Source organism: Bacillus sp. B1-b2 (assembly GCF_009183415.1).
Lineage (GTDB): Bacteria > Bacillota > Bacilli > Bacillales > Cytobacillaceae > Niallia.
On the sequence record NZ_WEHU01000030.1, the window covers coordinates 1 to 14,108 of the forward strand.

A 14,108-nucleotide genomic window follows, 5' to 3' on the forward strand; every position below is an offset into this window, starting at 1 on the left:
AAATAAACTGTGCACAGGGAAAATAAAAGTTCAATATAACACGTTGGTAAGCCGTATGCCTTAATAGGGCACGTGCGGTTTGATGAGGGGGTGGCCATGTGAATGGTCACCCTACTCTATTCGTTTTATAATACGGAACCATTTATATTCTCCATACGTATGTTATAAGATAAAAGGAGGTCAAAGAAATGCATGAGTATGAAAAAATGGCTTTGCTTGAGACAAATGAATGGAAAAGAAAGCTATTGAAGCGATCTTCTATTATACAGAGGGTTTCAAAAAAAGCCCAAAATAAAGTAAATTCCTATATACCTGAAAAAGTACATAAAGCCCTTACAGAAGCAATCAAGCAAATGATTCAAACAACCATTGCAGGAAGTAATGTACTAACTAAAAAAAATCAACAGCCACTACCATTTTTATTAGATAAGGATATTGAATTAAAACGAAAAATGGATCAATATCGAAAACTAGCAGTCGTAGAGGGAGCAGGTACGGGTGCAGGCGGCATTTTATTAGGCTTAGCAGATTTTCCTTTATTGCTATCGATAAAAATGAAGTTTTTAATGGAAGCAGCTAATATTTATGGGTATGATACAGATACATTAGAAGAAAGAATTTTTCTTTTGTATATATTTCAGCTAGCTTTTTCTAGTGAGGAAAAAAGAAGAGAAGTAGTAGAAATAGTGGAGAATTGGGAGAAACAAAAAGAAAAAGCTGCTACTCTTAATTGGCAAGAGCTTCAACAGGAATACCGAGATTTTATCGATCTTGTTAAGATGCTACAGCTAGTTCCAGGAATTGGCGCTGCAGTAGGAGCCGTTGCCAATTATAACTTAATGGACCAATTAGGAGAAGCTACCTTGAATGCATATAGAATTCGTTATTTTAAAGAGAACGAAACTAGGAAAAGTATAGAATAGAGGAAAAAAGGAAGGAATATCAAAGAGATATTTCTTCCTTATTATTTTTAACAGATTATTAGGACTGACTGCTAGCATAGCATATAAGCCAACGGTGGTACGGTTCTTCGATTGATTATTTTTCCTTGCAAGAAGGAAAGAGAGTACTGTTTATATATGAAATGTTTATTTTTCAAATGCTGTATGATATTGGTATGCTGCTGAACATAATGTTTTAGCTGCGATAAGCATGGCTTTCTCGTTAATATCGAATTTAGGATGATGGTGTCCAAATGCTTTTTCTTCTTCTTCTGGTTTAGCACCGGTAAAAAAGAAAGTTCCTTTAACATGTTGAAGATAATAAGAAAAATCCTCGCCTGTTAGGTCAGGATCACCTTCTACTACTTCTACACCAGGAATTTCTTTAGCACAATTGGCCAAAAATACTGTTTCTTCTTGATGATTGACAACAGGTGGATAGCCATCATGATAATCAAAGTCATAACTACAGTTTGCGGTTAGGCAAGTCCCATTTATGATTCTTTCCATTTCTTCTTTTATGATTGCTTGAGTCTCCACATTAAAGGTACGCACCGTTCCACCGAGTATGGCCGTATCTGCAATGATGTTAAAGGCATTGCCAGAATGAAGATAACCAATGGTTAGTACAGAGTGTTCGATAGGATTTACTCTTCTACTAACAATCTGCTGTAGGTTCAAAACAAGCTGTGAAGCTGTAACGAGAGAATCCTTCGTTTTATGTGGTTGTGCTCCATGACCACCTTTTCCTTGGATTTTTACTTCAAAACGATCTGCCGCAGCCATCATCGATCCAGCTCGATAAGAAATAGAACCCGTTGGTAGAGTAGCCCATAAATGTGTGCCAAATATGACATCGACCCCTTCTAAACATCCAGCTTCAATCATAGGCTTTGCCCCACCAGGAGAGTATTCCTCTGCATGCTGATGTACAAATACAAATGTTCCAGTAAGAGATTCTTTATACTCATTCATTACCTTTGCTAATACCAATAAGGTAGCAGTATGGCCATCATGACCACAAGCATGGGTCACTCCAGGTATTTTTGATTTATATGGAACATCTTTTTCATCTTGGATAGGAAGGGCGTCAAAATCAGCTCGAAAAGCTACTGTTTTCCCTGGTTTTCCTCCATATATTTTTGCTACAACACCATTTCCACCTATATTCCCCTCTACTGAGATTCCTAACTTTTTGTAAAAGGAAAGGATATATTGTGCTGTTTTAACCTCTTGAAAGGATAATTCAGGATATTGATGCAAGTATCTACGAATCTCGACCATTTCCTCGTAATATTGTTCTAATTGTAGAAACATGTTTTCTAACATTTTAATAGGTCACCTCTATAAAATTTATCAGAGTATTGGGTATTTTCATTATTATAACATGTAAATAATCCTATAGTGACTACTTCCATTTGAAGAACAACATTTCACTCTATTAAAAGAAGGAAAGTGTTGATAAAATAAGGAGAATGGATAAATATTCTAATAAATGTATTTATGGAGGATAAAATGGATATTAAAAATTCAAAAGTTGCTTTTGGAGGAATAGTACTTTCTATATTGTTGTTCATCTTAACGATCATTGCTGTGTCTAATGAAGGGGAGCTAGCATTTGATAGAGCAATTACGGACTTTATACATACTCTTATTCCATCGAGCCTAGACCCTTTCTTTGAAGGTGTTTCAGAACTAGGCGATAAAATCGGCATTGGGATAGTAGCTCTACTGTTTGTTATATTGCTATGGTGGAAAAAGAAAGACTATGCGGGAATTGCTGCATTTGTTTTGTGCGTGGGCTTAGGAAATGAAGTGAATAAAGTAGTAAAAGACTTGATTGCAAGACCAAGACCAGTTACAGCACATATACAAGAGGCTGATACTTTAAGTTTTCCAAGTGGTCATGCAATGGTTGGATTACTTTTATATTTATTCATTGCTCATCTTTTAGCAAAGGATTTAAAAAGTAATGCTGCCAAGCTTGTGCTGGCAGGAGTAGCCATGCTATTAATACTCTTAATAGGTATAAGTAGAATTGTTTTAGGTGCTCATTATCCGACTGATGTAATTGGTGGTTTTTTATTTGGGGGGATTTGGCTATTTATATGGGTATTTCTTTATGAAACATATCATGAGCGTTTAAATAGAAGAGGGGAAAAGCGAGTTTAAGACAACTCGCTTTTTAAATAAGAAACATCGCAAATATAGTGGTGACCACTAAGCCTATACAGACAGGTAATAGGTTTCTTCTTGCTAATTCGAAAGGGTCAACGTTACAGATGGCTGCTGCTGGTATGAGTGCCCAAGGGACGAGGGTTCCTCCACCAACCCATATAGCTGTAATTTGCCCTAATGCCGTTAATGTTTCAATACCACTACCTATAGCATGTGCAAATAAACCTGCTATAGACCCTGCTAAAGAGATGCCAGAAAATCCAGATCCATCTAGTCCGGTGATAACACCAACCAATGTTAAAGTAACAGCTCCTATTTCTTTTGTTAATGGAACTGTAGAGGCAAGTGCAACCCCAAGGTCATTAACAATACCTTGTGAGTTATCGGGTAGAACGTCACCAATAATGGTGCTAAAGCCAGAATCACCTAAGTAGAAAAAGGCAGCAATAGGAATAACAGGACCGAACACCTTAAAACCAAATTGAAATCCATCAATTAGATAACTGGTGGTTTTTTCTAACCCCTTGTTTTTATAAGATACTAACGTAATAAATACAAGGATGAATATGGCGGTACCCCCAACAAGAGCTGTCGCATCTCCCCCTTGGAGATTAAATATAAACATGGCCACTACATCTAGAATAAATAATAGAGGAATAAGGAGGGCGAAGATTCTCTTTTGCATCTTAGTTAAAAGCAACTTATTTACTTCTGGTAATAGATCAGATTTTGTAGAAGAAGTTGTTCCTGTTGTAAGCGTTAACGTTCCTCGTTTCATATCTCTTTTAATAAAATAAAAGGCACTAACTGTTGTCACAATTCCCATTACAATTACCAATGGTATACTTGCTTGCATAACATCTTGAACAGCTATTCCAGCAGCATCAGCAGTAAGTTTAGGAGCAGCTTGAATAATATAGTCACCTGAAAGAGCGATACCATGACCAAATAAATTCATAGCCATGGCAACAGCTATGCCTGGTAAACCAACACGCAACGCGACGGGCAACAAGACAGCACCAATTAATGCGACTGCAGGTGATGGCCAAAAGAAAAAGGATATGAGCATCATGACAATTCCAATAATCCAATAGGCTAATCCAGGCGAGCGTATTAATTTAGAAAAGGGAGAAATCATGACATCATTTATGCCTGTTTTCGTTAAGATTTTACTCATGGCAACTATGATAGAAATTACAACAATGGTAGGAAGTAATTCGGTTATAGCATATATAAAACTAGTAAAAATACTACTAACGGACGAACTAAGAGAACCAGTTGCTGTAATAGCGATTAGAAAAATTCCAACAATACAAATAAATGTAGTATCTCTTCTCATTACCATAAATCCTATGATAAAGAATATGAACAGTACATATATCCAGTGCAATGCAGTTAATTCAATACCCATACTATCTAGCCCCTTTCATCCAGAAATCCTTTAATCAATAGGCGTTTATCATTATTTGGATTTAATACAGATTATGTAGAGTGTGGTGAATGGTGATAAAAATAGAAGATGGAAATATACGGATATATAAGAAGGGAATACATAAATTCAGCCTTAAGGCGGAGAAAAAAACATAAGAAGCATGAACAAAAAAATACCAATGGATAGTACAATAGAGAAACTAGCCTCAATTCTGTAAGAAAGAAGGGATGATTATGAAAAAATCCACTTCAAAAATGCTATTCTCCATTAGTTTACTATTAGTAGGGGTAGTTCTATTACTAATAAATATAGGTGTCATTTCCTTGGAAATAAAAGAGGTTTTTGTCGTAGGATATCCATTTTTGCTTCTTCTATATGGATTATTTTCTATGTATCAACTTGTTATAAAGAAGAAGAAATATATATTCTTTCCTTTGTTTATTTTAACCTTTTCCATTTTACTTATCTTAGATCGTATTCATTTACTAGATTTTAAGTTTATAGATTTCTGGAAACTATGGCCGCTAATTCTTATTCTCTTTGCATTGGGGATTTGGAAGCCAGGACAAATAAAAATCGAATATGAAAGCAAAGACTTATATGAGAAAGTGATGACAAAAAAGAAGAGCTTTCGAATCGGAGAATTAAAATATAATAAGGACAATTGGTCAGTGGAACCTATGTATTTCGCTCATTTGATAGGAGATGTCTTTATCGATTTTACGAAAGGTTTTATCCCAGATGGAGAGACGGATATACAAATTTATGCCGCTATTGGAGAGATTAAGATTATCATACCAGAGGATTTGCCTATCCATATTACAGCTAGGTCAAAAATTGGTGAGGTGAATTTACTTCACTCTAGTAAAGATGGGATTGAAAATGAATTAGAATATAAATCTGCTGATTATGATGATGCTATAAAAAAAATAAGACTTCGTTTATCCTTGAAGATTGGTGAAATCAATGTGAAAAATGTATAGAAAGGAGGGAATTATATGGCAAATCGGTATCGACTTTTTATTCCTATTTTTACTACTAGTCTAGTAAGTTCGCTTATATTATTTGTTATGATGCAAGTGTATATTACGCTCAAACCACAGTCTATTTTTTCTTCCTTAGTAACACTTATGATAACGGCTATTTTGTTTATTACTAATTTACTAGCTGGTGCTTACTTTTCTAGAAAGATGAATAGTACAATTAAGAAACAGTTAGACGACATATTATGGTATTTATCAGCTCTTAGAAGAGGGAAGATTCCTAAAGACATAGCATCTTTACAAAATGAAATGACATATGATATTAAGACAGAGCTCTTTGATCTTTCGACATATCAACAGGAGCTTGTTTCTTCTTTACAAAGATTGGCTAATGAAAAAGCTAGCCTTGGCCAAACAGCTCATCAAGCAGCGGTTATGGAGGAGCGGCAGAGATTGGCTAGAGATTTACATGATGTTGTTAGTCAGCAATTATTTGCTCTTAATATGATGTCATCTGCAGCTTTTAAAATGTTTGATCGCAACCCTGAGTTAGTAAAAGAACAATTAAAGGATATCGTTATGATTGCGGGAAAGGCTCAAGGAGAAATGAGAGCATTATTACTTCACCTAAGACCAGTGGAATTAAGTAATGACTCCTTATGTGATGGGTTAATCAAATTGATTCAAGAGCTGAAGGGAAAGACGAGCATTACATTCTCAGCTAGTATTGATGAAATTGAACAGCTATCAACTGCTGGAGAAGAGCATTTGTTCCGAATTGTTCAAGAAGCATTATCCAATGTTTTAAGGCATTCTTATGCAGATAAAGTGAGGATTATTTTAGAAGAGCGAGAGAATTATGTTTACTTACATATTAGTGATAATGGAAAAGGCTTCAATCCATCTATTGAAAAAATGGCTTCTTATGGACTAAAGACGATGAAGGAACGCAGTGAAGAGATTGGTGGAGTAATGGAGATTCGCTCGAAAAGTGGGGAGGGAACCTATATTGATATTCGGGTACCAACAGAGGGGTGGAAGAATGATTAGATTAGTTATTGTAGATGACCATGAAATGGTTAGAAAGGGGATCAAATCCTATTTATTAACAGAACCAAATATGCAAGTTGTGGGAGAAGCAAATAGTGGGAAATCAGCTGTCAAATTAGTGCTAAAAGAGAAGCCAGATATAGTGCTTATGGATTTGCTAATGGAGGATGGTAATGGAATTGATGCAACAAAATTAATCTTAAAAGACTATCCTACCTGCAAGATTATTATTATTACAAGCTATTATGATGAAGCTCAAGTAATTCCAGCAATTGAAGTAGGTGCATATAGTTATCTCTTAAAAACAGCTAATGCCACGCAAATAGTGGATGCCATTAATAAAGCTCATTTAGGAGAAACAGTTATTGAACCGAAAGTAGCGAATGTTATGGTAAACAAATTGCGCTCCGTAGATAAACAGCCTCACCACACTCTAACAGAACGAGAATATGAAGTATTAATGTGTATTGGAGAAGGAATGACGAATCAAGCAATTAGTGAAGAATTATACATAGGGATTAAAACAGTGAAAACGCATGTAAGTAATATACTATCTAAATTAGGAGTAGCAGATCGTACACAGGCAGCTGTATACGCAAATAGGAATGGAGTTATAAAAAAGTAAGGAAGATATCCATTTAAAGAGACCTCAGAAGGATATCTTCCTTAAGCATCATGAAGTTGCTTTAAGAGGAACTTACTTTTTTTCAGGTATAAATAAGGATGTATAATAAGGCTTCCCATTAAATAAGGAATGTTGAAAGCTATTCCATGTATATTCCGTACTCTTTCCAATAGGTGCATTAGCATGATGAGGCAGTTGTTTCCATGAAATGTAATCCTGTTTATCCTTCCATAAACAAAGAAGTATATATGTGTCTCCCTTTTTCGGACTAAGTAAGCGAATAGCTGCCATATTACGTTCTTCTATCCCTTTTAAATACTCTTTTAAGCTGTATTCAAAAGTAGGTTTATGTTCATCACTAATTGGGATATGATTCATAGTAATATAACCATTGTTTATTAAAGCTCCATAGGAAAAGATAACCTCAAAAGCTCTTGGTTCTTGGAAAAGGGAACTACTAGAACTTTCATGTAGGAGTATAGCTCGATCACTTTCACTTTCTTGCATAAGTAGCATAGTTTCTTCTAAAATATTTTTTTCATATTTTTTAAATAAATAGTCATATGTCCCACTAGTAAGATAAATGTTCATTTGCTCTCCTCCTATAAGGTATTATTTTTAAGCATACTATAAATAGGAGATTCACACGAATAGAAAATGAGAAAACCTTGAATTAGAGAACGGTTAAAAGAGCCTCTAGTCCAAGGTTTAAGTTATTATTGGTAGAGTTGTCCACTATTACCAGCAGTAGAATCTTGATTATTCATCATAAAACCTTGCATGTTAGACGCATCCTCAGGAACAACTAGATACATGGAACCTATATTTTGTACCATTGATAAACTTGCTTCCTCGAGTAAATAGTAACCTTTTTTCACCATGTATTGCCACATTTCATAAGCGTGTGAACAGCTCATCATAAATGCTGTTTGACAGAAAGCACGAATTTCTGGATTTGCCATCTCCATTGCATTCCAAGCATACTCTCTTCCAGCTCGTTTCAGTGTTAATAAATAAGAGGTTGCCATTTCTCGATCATTCAAGTTGTCTACGATTGTTCGTGGTTGTACTGCAGGAGCTGGGGGTGTTTCCATATTAGTAAATTGGGAAAGCATTGCGTTTTCTTTTAGAAGAGGAAGTTCCTTAGTAGCACCTTCTCCTTTTTTTAGAAATTCCACTTTCATATTATAATCACGTATATGAAGAGGGAAATGTCTTTCTAAAATGCTTTTAAATTCAGGATCTTGCACATGGTTCATCATATATCCCATATTCGTAATACTATTAACACAGCTTAATGTTAATTCATTTAATGCATGTACTTCATGAGCAGCTAGTTTCATTTTTTTGTCTCCTTTAATATAATCTCAAGTTGTTTTAGACAACAAAGATTATATTTTCTATTTACTAGATGAAATATACCGAAAATATTTCCAATTTTTTCTTTAAGACAAGCTTAAAATCGTCTATTTTGTGACAATTTCCTACGTTATCTATGCAAAGATAGTGAAAAAGATATATATTAAAGATATAACCATGTTTCAGAATGTCATTTTTTACATAAGGTAAGGATAATAAGGACTATAAAGTGAGTGCCGAAAGAAATGGCATTCTTTTTTCATGGATATAAGTACTTTTGCTTGCAATTTATTTATATATATTATAATTTAATAATTATTATAATTAATTGGTGATATACAATATAAACATATACCTTTTGAAAGGTGGACATATTAAGAATGAGTAAAAAATGGAATGATACATTTATAAAGGCAGTGAGAGGAGAGTATACCGACTATGTGCCTGTATGGTATATGCGTCAAGCTGGACGCTCTCAACCAGAATATAGAGCAATAAAAGAGAAGTATTCTTTGTTTGAAATTACTCATCAACCGGAATTATGTGCATATGTTACAAAATTGCCTGTTGATCAATACAATGTAGATGCAGCTGTACTATATAAAGATATTATGACACCACTTCCTGCTATTGGTGTAGATGTAGAGATTAAATCAGGAATTGGTCCTGTTATTGCGGATCCAATTAAAACAATAGATGATGTGTTAAAACTAGGTATGTTACAACCTGAACAAGATATTAAGTATGTGCTAGACACCATTGAATTACTTACAAAGGAACAATTATCTGTGCCTTTAATTGGATTCTCTGGAGCTCCGTTTACTCTTGCAAGTTATATGATTGAAGGAGGACCTTCTAAGAATTATCATAAAACAAAAGCATTCATGTATAGTGATCCAGAAGCATGGAATGCACTAATGGATAAATTAGGAACAATGGTTATTACATATGTAAAAGCTCAAGTTAAAGCTGGTGCAAGTGTGATTCAGCTATTCGATTCTTGGGTTGGAACACTTAATGTACAAGACTATCGAACATTTATAAAACCAATTATGACTAAAATAGTGTCAGAGCTAAAGGCGGAAAATATACCACTTATTATGCACGGTGTAGGCGCAAGTCACTTAGCTCTTGAGTGGAATGACCTTCCTATTGATGTGGTTGGCTTAGATTGGCGATTACCGATTAGGGAAGCAAGGGAAATCGGTATTACAAAAGCTGTTCAAGGAAATCTTGATCCAAGCTTCCTTTTAGCTCCATGGAATGTAATCGAGGAAAGAGTGAAAGAAATCATTCAACAAGGAGTAAAACAACCAGGATTCATTTTTAATCTAGGGCATGGAGTCTTTCCAGAGGTTGATCCCGCTGTGTTAAAAAGACTAACTAGCTTTATACATGATTATTCAGGTGATTTACTTAGTAAACGAAAATAATGATAAAAGATAAGTGAGGGAATGTAGATGAGCCGTAAAAAAATGGGTCTTTTAGTGATGGCATATGGTACACCATATAAAGAAGCAGATATTGAGAGATACTATACAGATATCAGACATGGTAGAAAGCCAACTGAGGAAATGTTAGAAGATTTGAAAGGCAGATATGCAGCAATAGGTGGTATCTCTCCTTTAGCAAAAATCACGATGGAACAAGCAAAAGGACTAGAGGAACATTTAAATAAGATACAGGACGATATCGAATTTAAAATGTATCTAGGATTAAAGCATATTGAACCATTTGTAGAAGATGCTGTACAAAAAATGCATGAGGATGGCATAGAAGAAGCTGTAAGTATCGTGCTTGCACCTCACTATTCTACTTTTAGTATAAAATCTTATAATAATCGTGCAAAAGAAGCAGCAGAAAAATTAGGTGGATTAACGATTTATAGTGTAGAAAGCTGGTATAAAGAACCTAAATTTATTGCTTATTGGGCTAAACAACTGAAGGAAATTTATCAAAATATGTCTCAAGAAGAAAGAGATAATGCTGCATTAATTGTTTCGGCACATAGCTTACCAGAAAAGATTTTACAATATGGAGATCCATATCCTGAACAGTTAAAAGAAACAGCAAGCCTTATTGCAGAAGAAGCAAAAATCTCTACTTATTATTTAGGCTGGCAAAGTGCAGGGAATACGCCAGATCCATGGCTTGGTCCAGATGTTCAAGATTTAACAAGAGAACTATACAATAAGCATGGATATAAATCCTTTGTATATGCTCCAGTAGGTTTTGTATCAGAGCATCTAGAAGTTTTATATGATAATGATTATGAATGCAAAGTGGTTACAGAAGAAATAGGAGCATCGTATTATAGACCAAAAATGCCAAATGCACAGCCTGAGTTTATTGAAGCATTAGCTACGGTAGTATTAAATGAAATATCTGTTCATACAAAAGGATAAGTTGTATTTATGGGAAAAACTAAGCAATAACCTTTGGGTTTGCTTAGTTTTTTTTACTTATTTATTCAGTATAAGTTCACTCCATCTCTCGTTCTTCTTACATGCAATGATGGATTTCTTAGAAAACAAGCTTATTATAGTAATAATACATTCTTGCAACAACAATTACACTGTGGTATATTAATTTCTGTACTAAATGACCGAAATGTTATTTTGGTCATTTTATCTCATGCAGCGGATTCAATCGGTAAAAAAAGAAGTGAGGTGAATGCATGGCGGTTGATCGAAAAAAACTCATACTAGAAGCAGCAGCAAAGTCTTTTTCTATGTTTGGTTATAAAGCAACAACAATGGATCAGGTTGCGAAGATTGCCAATGTAGGGAAAGGCACCATCTATACTTTTTTCAAGAATAAAGAAGAGCTTTTTGAAGAAATTATCAATCAGTTGATACAGGAGATGAAGGAAAGGGCCGATGCATCTTTCAATCAACAATCAAGTTTTGTCGAGAATGTACACAGAGCTTTAATGAGCTTGCTAGAATATCGTAAGAAGCATCAACTGACCGTAAAGTTATTTCAAGAACAAAAGGAAATAGGCACAATGGAAGTTAAAGCTGTTATTAGTCATTTAGAAAATGCAATTTTGCATTATATGCAAGAACGAGTCCAAGAAGCAATGGATAAAGGAGAAATTAAAGGTAAAAACAGTGAAATTACTGCTTTTATTATTTTAAAGTTATATATTGCATTAATATTTGATTGGGAAAAAATGCATGATCCATTAAGTGCGGAAGAAATAGCCTCAAGCTTTGAATTACACCTATTTGAAGGATTATCATCATAGATAATCCTAAAATAATAACGAAAAATGACTAAATGAACTATTTGGTCATTGTGGAAAAATGGAGGAATATGTATGAAACAAAGTTTATTAAAAGCAGAGCTTTCCTCTATTTTTAAAAATAGAATGAAGCTTATTTCTATTATTGCCATTATCTTTATCCCTATCTTATATGCAGGTGTCTACTTATGGGCTTTCTGGGATCCCTATGGAAACCTAGATAAATTGCCTGTTGCCGTTGTAAATGAAGATACAGGTACGGAATTAAATGGAGAAGCACTAGAGATAGGAAAGGACCTAGTGGAGAACTTAAGAGATAGCAATGAGTTTCATTTTATTTTCGTTGATAAAGAAACTGGCTATAAAAATCTAGAAAATCAACAATATTATATGTTAATAGAAATACCGAAGAATTTCTCTGAGAATGCCACAACACTTTTAGAGGATAATCCGAAAAAACTAGATTTAACCTATGTTTCTAATCCTGGATATAACTTTATCTCCTCTCAGATTGGAAACTCTGCTATTGAAAAAATCAAAGAAGGCGTAAGTAAGGAAGTTACACAAACTTATGCAGAATCCATTTTTGATAATATAAACGAAATGAAAGATGGATTACAAACAGCAAGTGATGGTGCAAAGAAATTAGAAGATGGAACAAACAAAGTCAATAATGGCACAAATGAAGTATATGAAAACCTTGCAACCTTAGCAGAAAAATCTATTCAATTTTCTGAAGGTGTTAATACGGCCAATGACGGTATGACTAAAGTTGCTGATGGAGCAAAAAAATTAGATGATGGAATGTCCCAACTTCAAACAGCTCAAGGTCAATTGAATAATGCTGCAGGTCAATTGCAAAGTGGAGATCAAGCAATTTTGAACGGTATATCTCAAGCAAAAGATGGAATAGATTCTATGCAGGATAGTGTTCCTACTTTAACAAAAGGGACAACTGAGTTAATAGCTGGTTCCAATACATTAACTGCTGGCTTAACAGAATGGAATGATAAAGCTGAAGCATTGGCAACTGGTGCACAACAACTCAATGATGGTGCAGTAAAATTACAGGAAAAAATAGAAACCATCATTCCACTGCTTGAAGGTGTGCCAGAGGAAAATAAACAAGAATTAATCAAAGAATTACAGAAGCTTGTTGATGGAACTACATCTATTTCGACAAATACGACTGCGTTAAGCCAGGCATCTAGTCAGTTAACAAATGGCGGAAAAAACATAGCAAGTGGTTTAACAGAATTAAATAAAGGACAGGAGAAATTACAAGAAGGGGTAAACAAGCTAAGTGAAGGCAGTATCCAGTTAGAGAATGGAGCAAAACAGCAGGTTGCTGGTCAAGAAAAATTTGTTGCTGGTATGAATGAATTCTCCACTAAATTTACCGAAGCAGCTAATGGGTCCTCCGATTTAGTAAATGGAGCACAAACTCTACTAACAGGTATGAACTCATTATCTACTAACTCTATAGCTTTATCTGATGGAACATCTCAATTAAAGGATGGTTCATGGGAATTAGTGGAAGGAACAACCACTCTATTAGATGGTAGCAAGGAACTCTCTTCTAAACTATCAGATGGTGCAAGTGAAGCAAGCTCTATTCATTCAGATGAGAAAACTTATGATATGATGGCAGATCCAATTAAAGTAGATTCAGAGAAAGTATCTGAAGTTCCGAATTATGGAACTGGATTAGCTCCTTACTTTATTTCACTGGGGTTATTTGTAGGTGCTTTAATGCTATCTATCGTATTTTCCTTTGATGAACCAGAAGGACAACCGAAAAATGGATTACGTTGGTTCTTCAGTAAATCAGCAATATTAATGGGAGTAGGAATCCTTCAAGCATTAGTTGCAGCATTTGTATTACTTGTTATTTTAGGGATAGAAGTACAAAGTATCCCATTATTCATAGTCTTTACAATTCTAACTAGTCTAGTATTCTTCTCGATAATTCAATTTTTTGTTACTATCTTAGGGAATCCTGGTAGATTTGTCATCGTATTAATCATGATTTTCCAATTAACAACTAGTGCTGGAACATTCCCGATAGAGTTAATCCCTAATGTTTTACAGCACATTCATGATTTATTACCAATGTCGTACTCTGTTTCTGGTTTACGAGCCGTTATTTCGACTGGGGACTTTGACTATATGTGGCATAATGCAAGTATTTTAATAGGGTACCCAATTTTCTTCCTTACGGGTACAGCTGTATATTTTATTGTAAAACATAAACGAAATTTTTCTAGTGAATTAGAAGTAAATGTAGATTAAG

General features: G+C 34.6%; 13 protein-coding genes. 9 read left to right on the top strand and 4 right to left on the bottom strand.

Annotated elements, in window-relative coordinates; genetic code table 11:
- Positions 1-188 precede the first annotated feature (188 nt).
- Entirely contained in the window at positions 189-923 is a 735-nt protein-coding gene (locus tag F9279_RS20620; protein WP_152116080.1) for an EcsC family protein, read from the top strand.
- A gap of 165 nt (positions 924-1,088) precedes the next feature.
- Here the strand turns inward: F9279_RS20620 and F9279_RS20625 are convergent, their stop codons facing one another.
- On the bottom strand, positions 1,089-2,270 hold the full coding sequence (locus F9279_RS20625; protein WP_152116081.1) for a M20 family metallopeptidase: 1,182 nt from the start codon (positions 2,268-2,270) through the stop codon (positions 1,089-1,091).
- Between the two features lie 186 nt (positions 2,271-2,456).
- Here F9279_RS20625 and F9279_RS20630 point away from each other — a divergent pair, with 186 nt between their 5' ends.
- Positions 2,457-3,113, top strand: a complete 657-nt coding sequence (locus F9279_RS20630; protein WP_193224655.1) for a phosphatase PAP2 family protein — start codon at positions 2,457-2,459, stop codon at positions 3,111-3,113.
- 13 nt (positions 3,114-3,126) lie between these two features.
- Here F9279_RS20630 and F9279_RS20635 read toward each other — a convergent pair whose 3' ends face one another.
- A complete protein-coding gene (locus tag F9279_RS20635) occupies positions 3,127-4,530 on the bottom strand; it encodes a hypothetical protein (protein ID WP_152116083.1) in 1,404 nt (467 codons plus the stop codon).
- 254 nt (positions 4,531-4,784) lie between these two features.
- On the opposite strand from F9279_RS20635, the gene liaF reads away from it, so the two are divergent.
- From liaF to F9279_RS20650, 3 genes are read left to right on the top strand one after another with little or no spacing between them, the layout of a single operon-like run.
- Positions 4,785-5,534: a cell wall-active antibiotics response protein LiaF gene (gene liaF, locus F9279_RS20640; RefSeq protein ID WP_193224656.1), complete on the top strand. Its 750-nt coding sequence runs from the start codon at positions 4,785-4,787 to the stop codon at positions 5,532-5,534.
- A 15-nt stretch (positions 5,535-5,549) separates the two neighbouring features.
- The gene (locus F9279_RS20645) at positions 5,550-6,584 is read left to right on the top strand and encodes a sensor histidine kinase (protein ID WP_152116085.1); all 1,035 of its coding nucleotides are present in this window, start codon (positions 5,550-5,552) and stop codon (positions 6,582-6,584) included.
- Positions 6,577-7,209, top strand: coding sequence for a response regulator (locus F9279_RS20650; RefSeq protein ID WP_152116086.1), 633 nt, complete (start codon positions 6,577-6,579; stop codon positions 7,207-7,209). The genes F9279_RS20645 and F9279_RS20650 overlap by 8 nt, the downstream gene beginning before the upstream one ends.
- A gap of 72 nt (positions 7,210-7,281) precedes the next feature.
- Here the strand turns inward: F9279_RS20650 and F9279_RS20655 are convergent, their stop codons facing one another.
- On the bottom strand, positions 7,282-7,800 hold the full coding sequence (locus F9279_RS20655) for an antibiotic biosynthesis monooxygenase family protein (protein WP_152116087.1): 519 nt from the start codon (positions 7,798-7,800) through the stop codon (positions 7,282-7,284).
- A 125-nt stretch (positions 7,801-7,925) separates the two neighbouring features.
- Positions 7,926-8,552 (bottom strand): spore coat protein, encoded by a 627-nt coding sequence (locus tag F9279_RS20660; protein ID WP_152116088.1) that lies wholly within the window; start codon positions 8,550-8,552, stop codon positions 7,926-7,928.
- A 396-nt stretch (positions 8,553-8,948) separates the two neighbouring features.
- Here F9279_RS20660 and hemE point away from each other — a divergent pair, with 396 nt between their 5' ends.
- The 4 genes from hemE to F9279_RS20680 all read left to right on the top strand — a co-directional run bounded on the left by hemE (position 8,949) and on the right by F9279_RS20680 (position 14,107).
- Entirely contained in the window at positions 8,949-10,001 is a 1,053-nt protein-coding gene (hemE, locus tag F9279_RS20665; RefSeq protein WP_152116089.1) for a uroporphyrinogen decarboxylase, read from the top strand.
- A gap of 27 nt (positions 10,002-10,028) precedes the next feature.
- Positions 10,029-10,973: a ferrochelatase gene (hemH, locus tag F9279_RS20670; RefSeq protein ID WP_152116090.1), complete on the top strand. Its 945-nt coding sequence runs from the start codon at positions 10,029-10,031 to the stop codon at positions 10,971-10,973.
- A 272-nt stretch (positions 10,974-11,245) separates the two neighbouring features.
- Positions 11,246-11,818 carry a TetR/AcrR family transcriptional regulator gene (locus F9279_RS20675; protein WP_152116091.1) on the top strand — a complete coding sequence of 191 codons (573 nt, stop codon included), beginning with the start codon at positions 11,246-11,248 and terminating at the stop codon, positions 11,816-11,818.
- 72 nt (positions 11,819-11,890) lie between these two features.
- Positions 11,891-14,107 carry a YhgE/Pip domain-containing protein gene (locus F9279_RS20680; RefSeq protein ID WP_152116092.1) on the top strand — a complete coding sequence of 739 codons (2,217 nt, stop codon included), beginning with the start codon at positions 11,891-11,893 and terminating at the stop codon, positions 14,105-14,107.
- The last annotated feature ends 1 nt before the right edge of the window (position 14,108 follow it).

Bases quoted from the DNA above. Each gene is read 5' to 3' on its own strand.
- F9279_RS20620 (WP_152116080.1), top strand. From the start codon at position 189: ATGCATGAGTATGAAAAAATGGCTTTGCTTGAGACAAATGAATGGAAA.
- F9279_RS20625 (WP_152116081.1), bottom strand. From the start codon at position 2,270: ATGTTAGAAAACATGTTTCTACAATTAGAACAATATTACGAGGAAATG.
- F9279_RS20630 (WP_193224655.1), top strand. From the start codon at position 2,457: ATGGATATTAAAAATTCAAAAGTTGCTTTTGGAGGAATAGTACTTTCT.
- F9279_RS20635 (WP_152116083.1), bottom strand. From the start codon at position 4,530: ATGGGTATTGAATTAACTGCATTGCACTGGATATATGTACTGTTCATA.
- liaF (WP_193224656.1), top strand. From the start codon at position 4,785: ATGAAAAAATCCACTTCAAAAATGCTATTCTCCATTAGTTTACTATTA.
- F9279_RS20645 (WP_152116085.1), top strand. From the start codon at position 5,550: ATGGCAAATCGGTATCGACTTTTTATTCCTATTTTTACTACTAGTCTA.
- F9279_RS20650 (WP_152116086.1), top strand. From the start codon at position 6,577: ATGATTAGATTAGTTATTGTAGATGACCATGAAATGGTTAGAAAGGGG.
- F9279_RS20655 (WP_152116087.1), bottom strand. From the start codon at position 7,800: ATGAACATTTATCTTACTAGTGGGACATATGACTATTTATTTAAAAAA.
- F9279_RS20660 (WP_152116088.1), bottom strand. From the start codon at position 8,552: ATGAAACTAGCTGCTCATGAAGTACATGCATTAAATGAATTAACATTA.
- hemE (WP_152116089.1), top strand. From the start codon at position 8,949: ATGAGTAAAAAATGGAATGATACATTTATAAAGGCAGTGAGAGGAGAG.
- hemH (WP_152116090.1), top strand. From the start codon at position 10,029: ATGAGCCGTAAAAAAATGGGTCTTTTAGTGATGGCATATGGTACACCA.
- F9279_RS20675 (WP_152116091.1), top strand. From the start codon at position 11,246: ATGGCGGTTGATCGAAAAAAACTCATACTAGAAGCAGCAGCAAAGTCT.
- F9279_RS20680 (WP_152116092.1), top strand. From the start codon at position 11,891: ATGAAACAAAGTTTATTAAAAGCAGAGCTTTCCTCTATTTTTAAAAAT.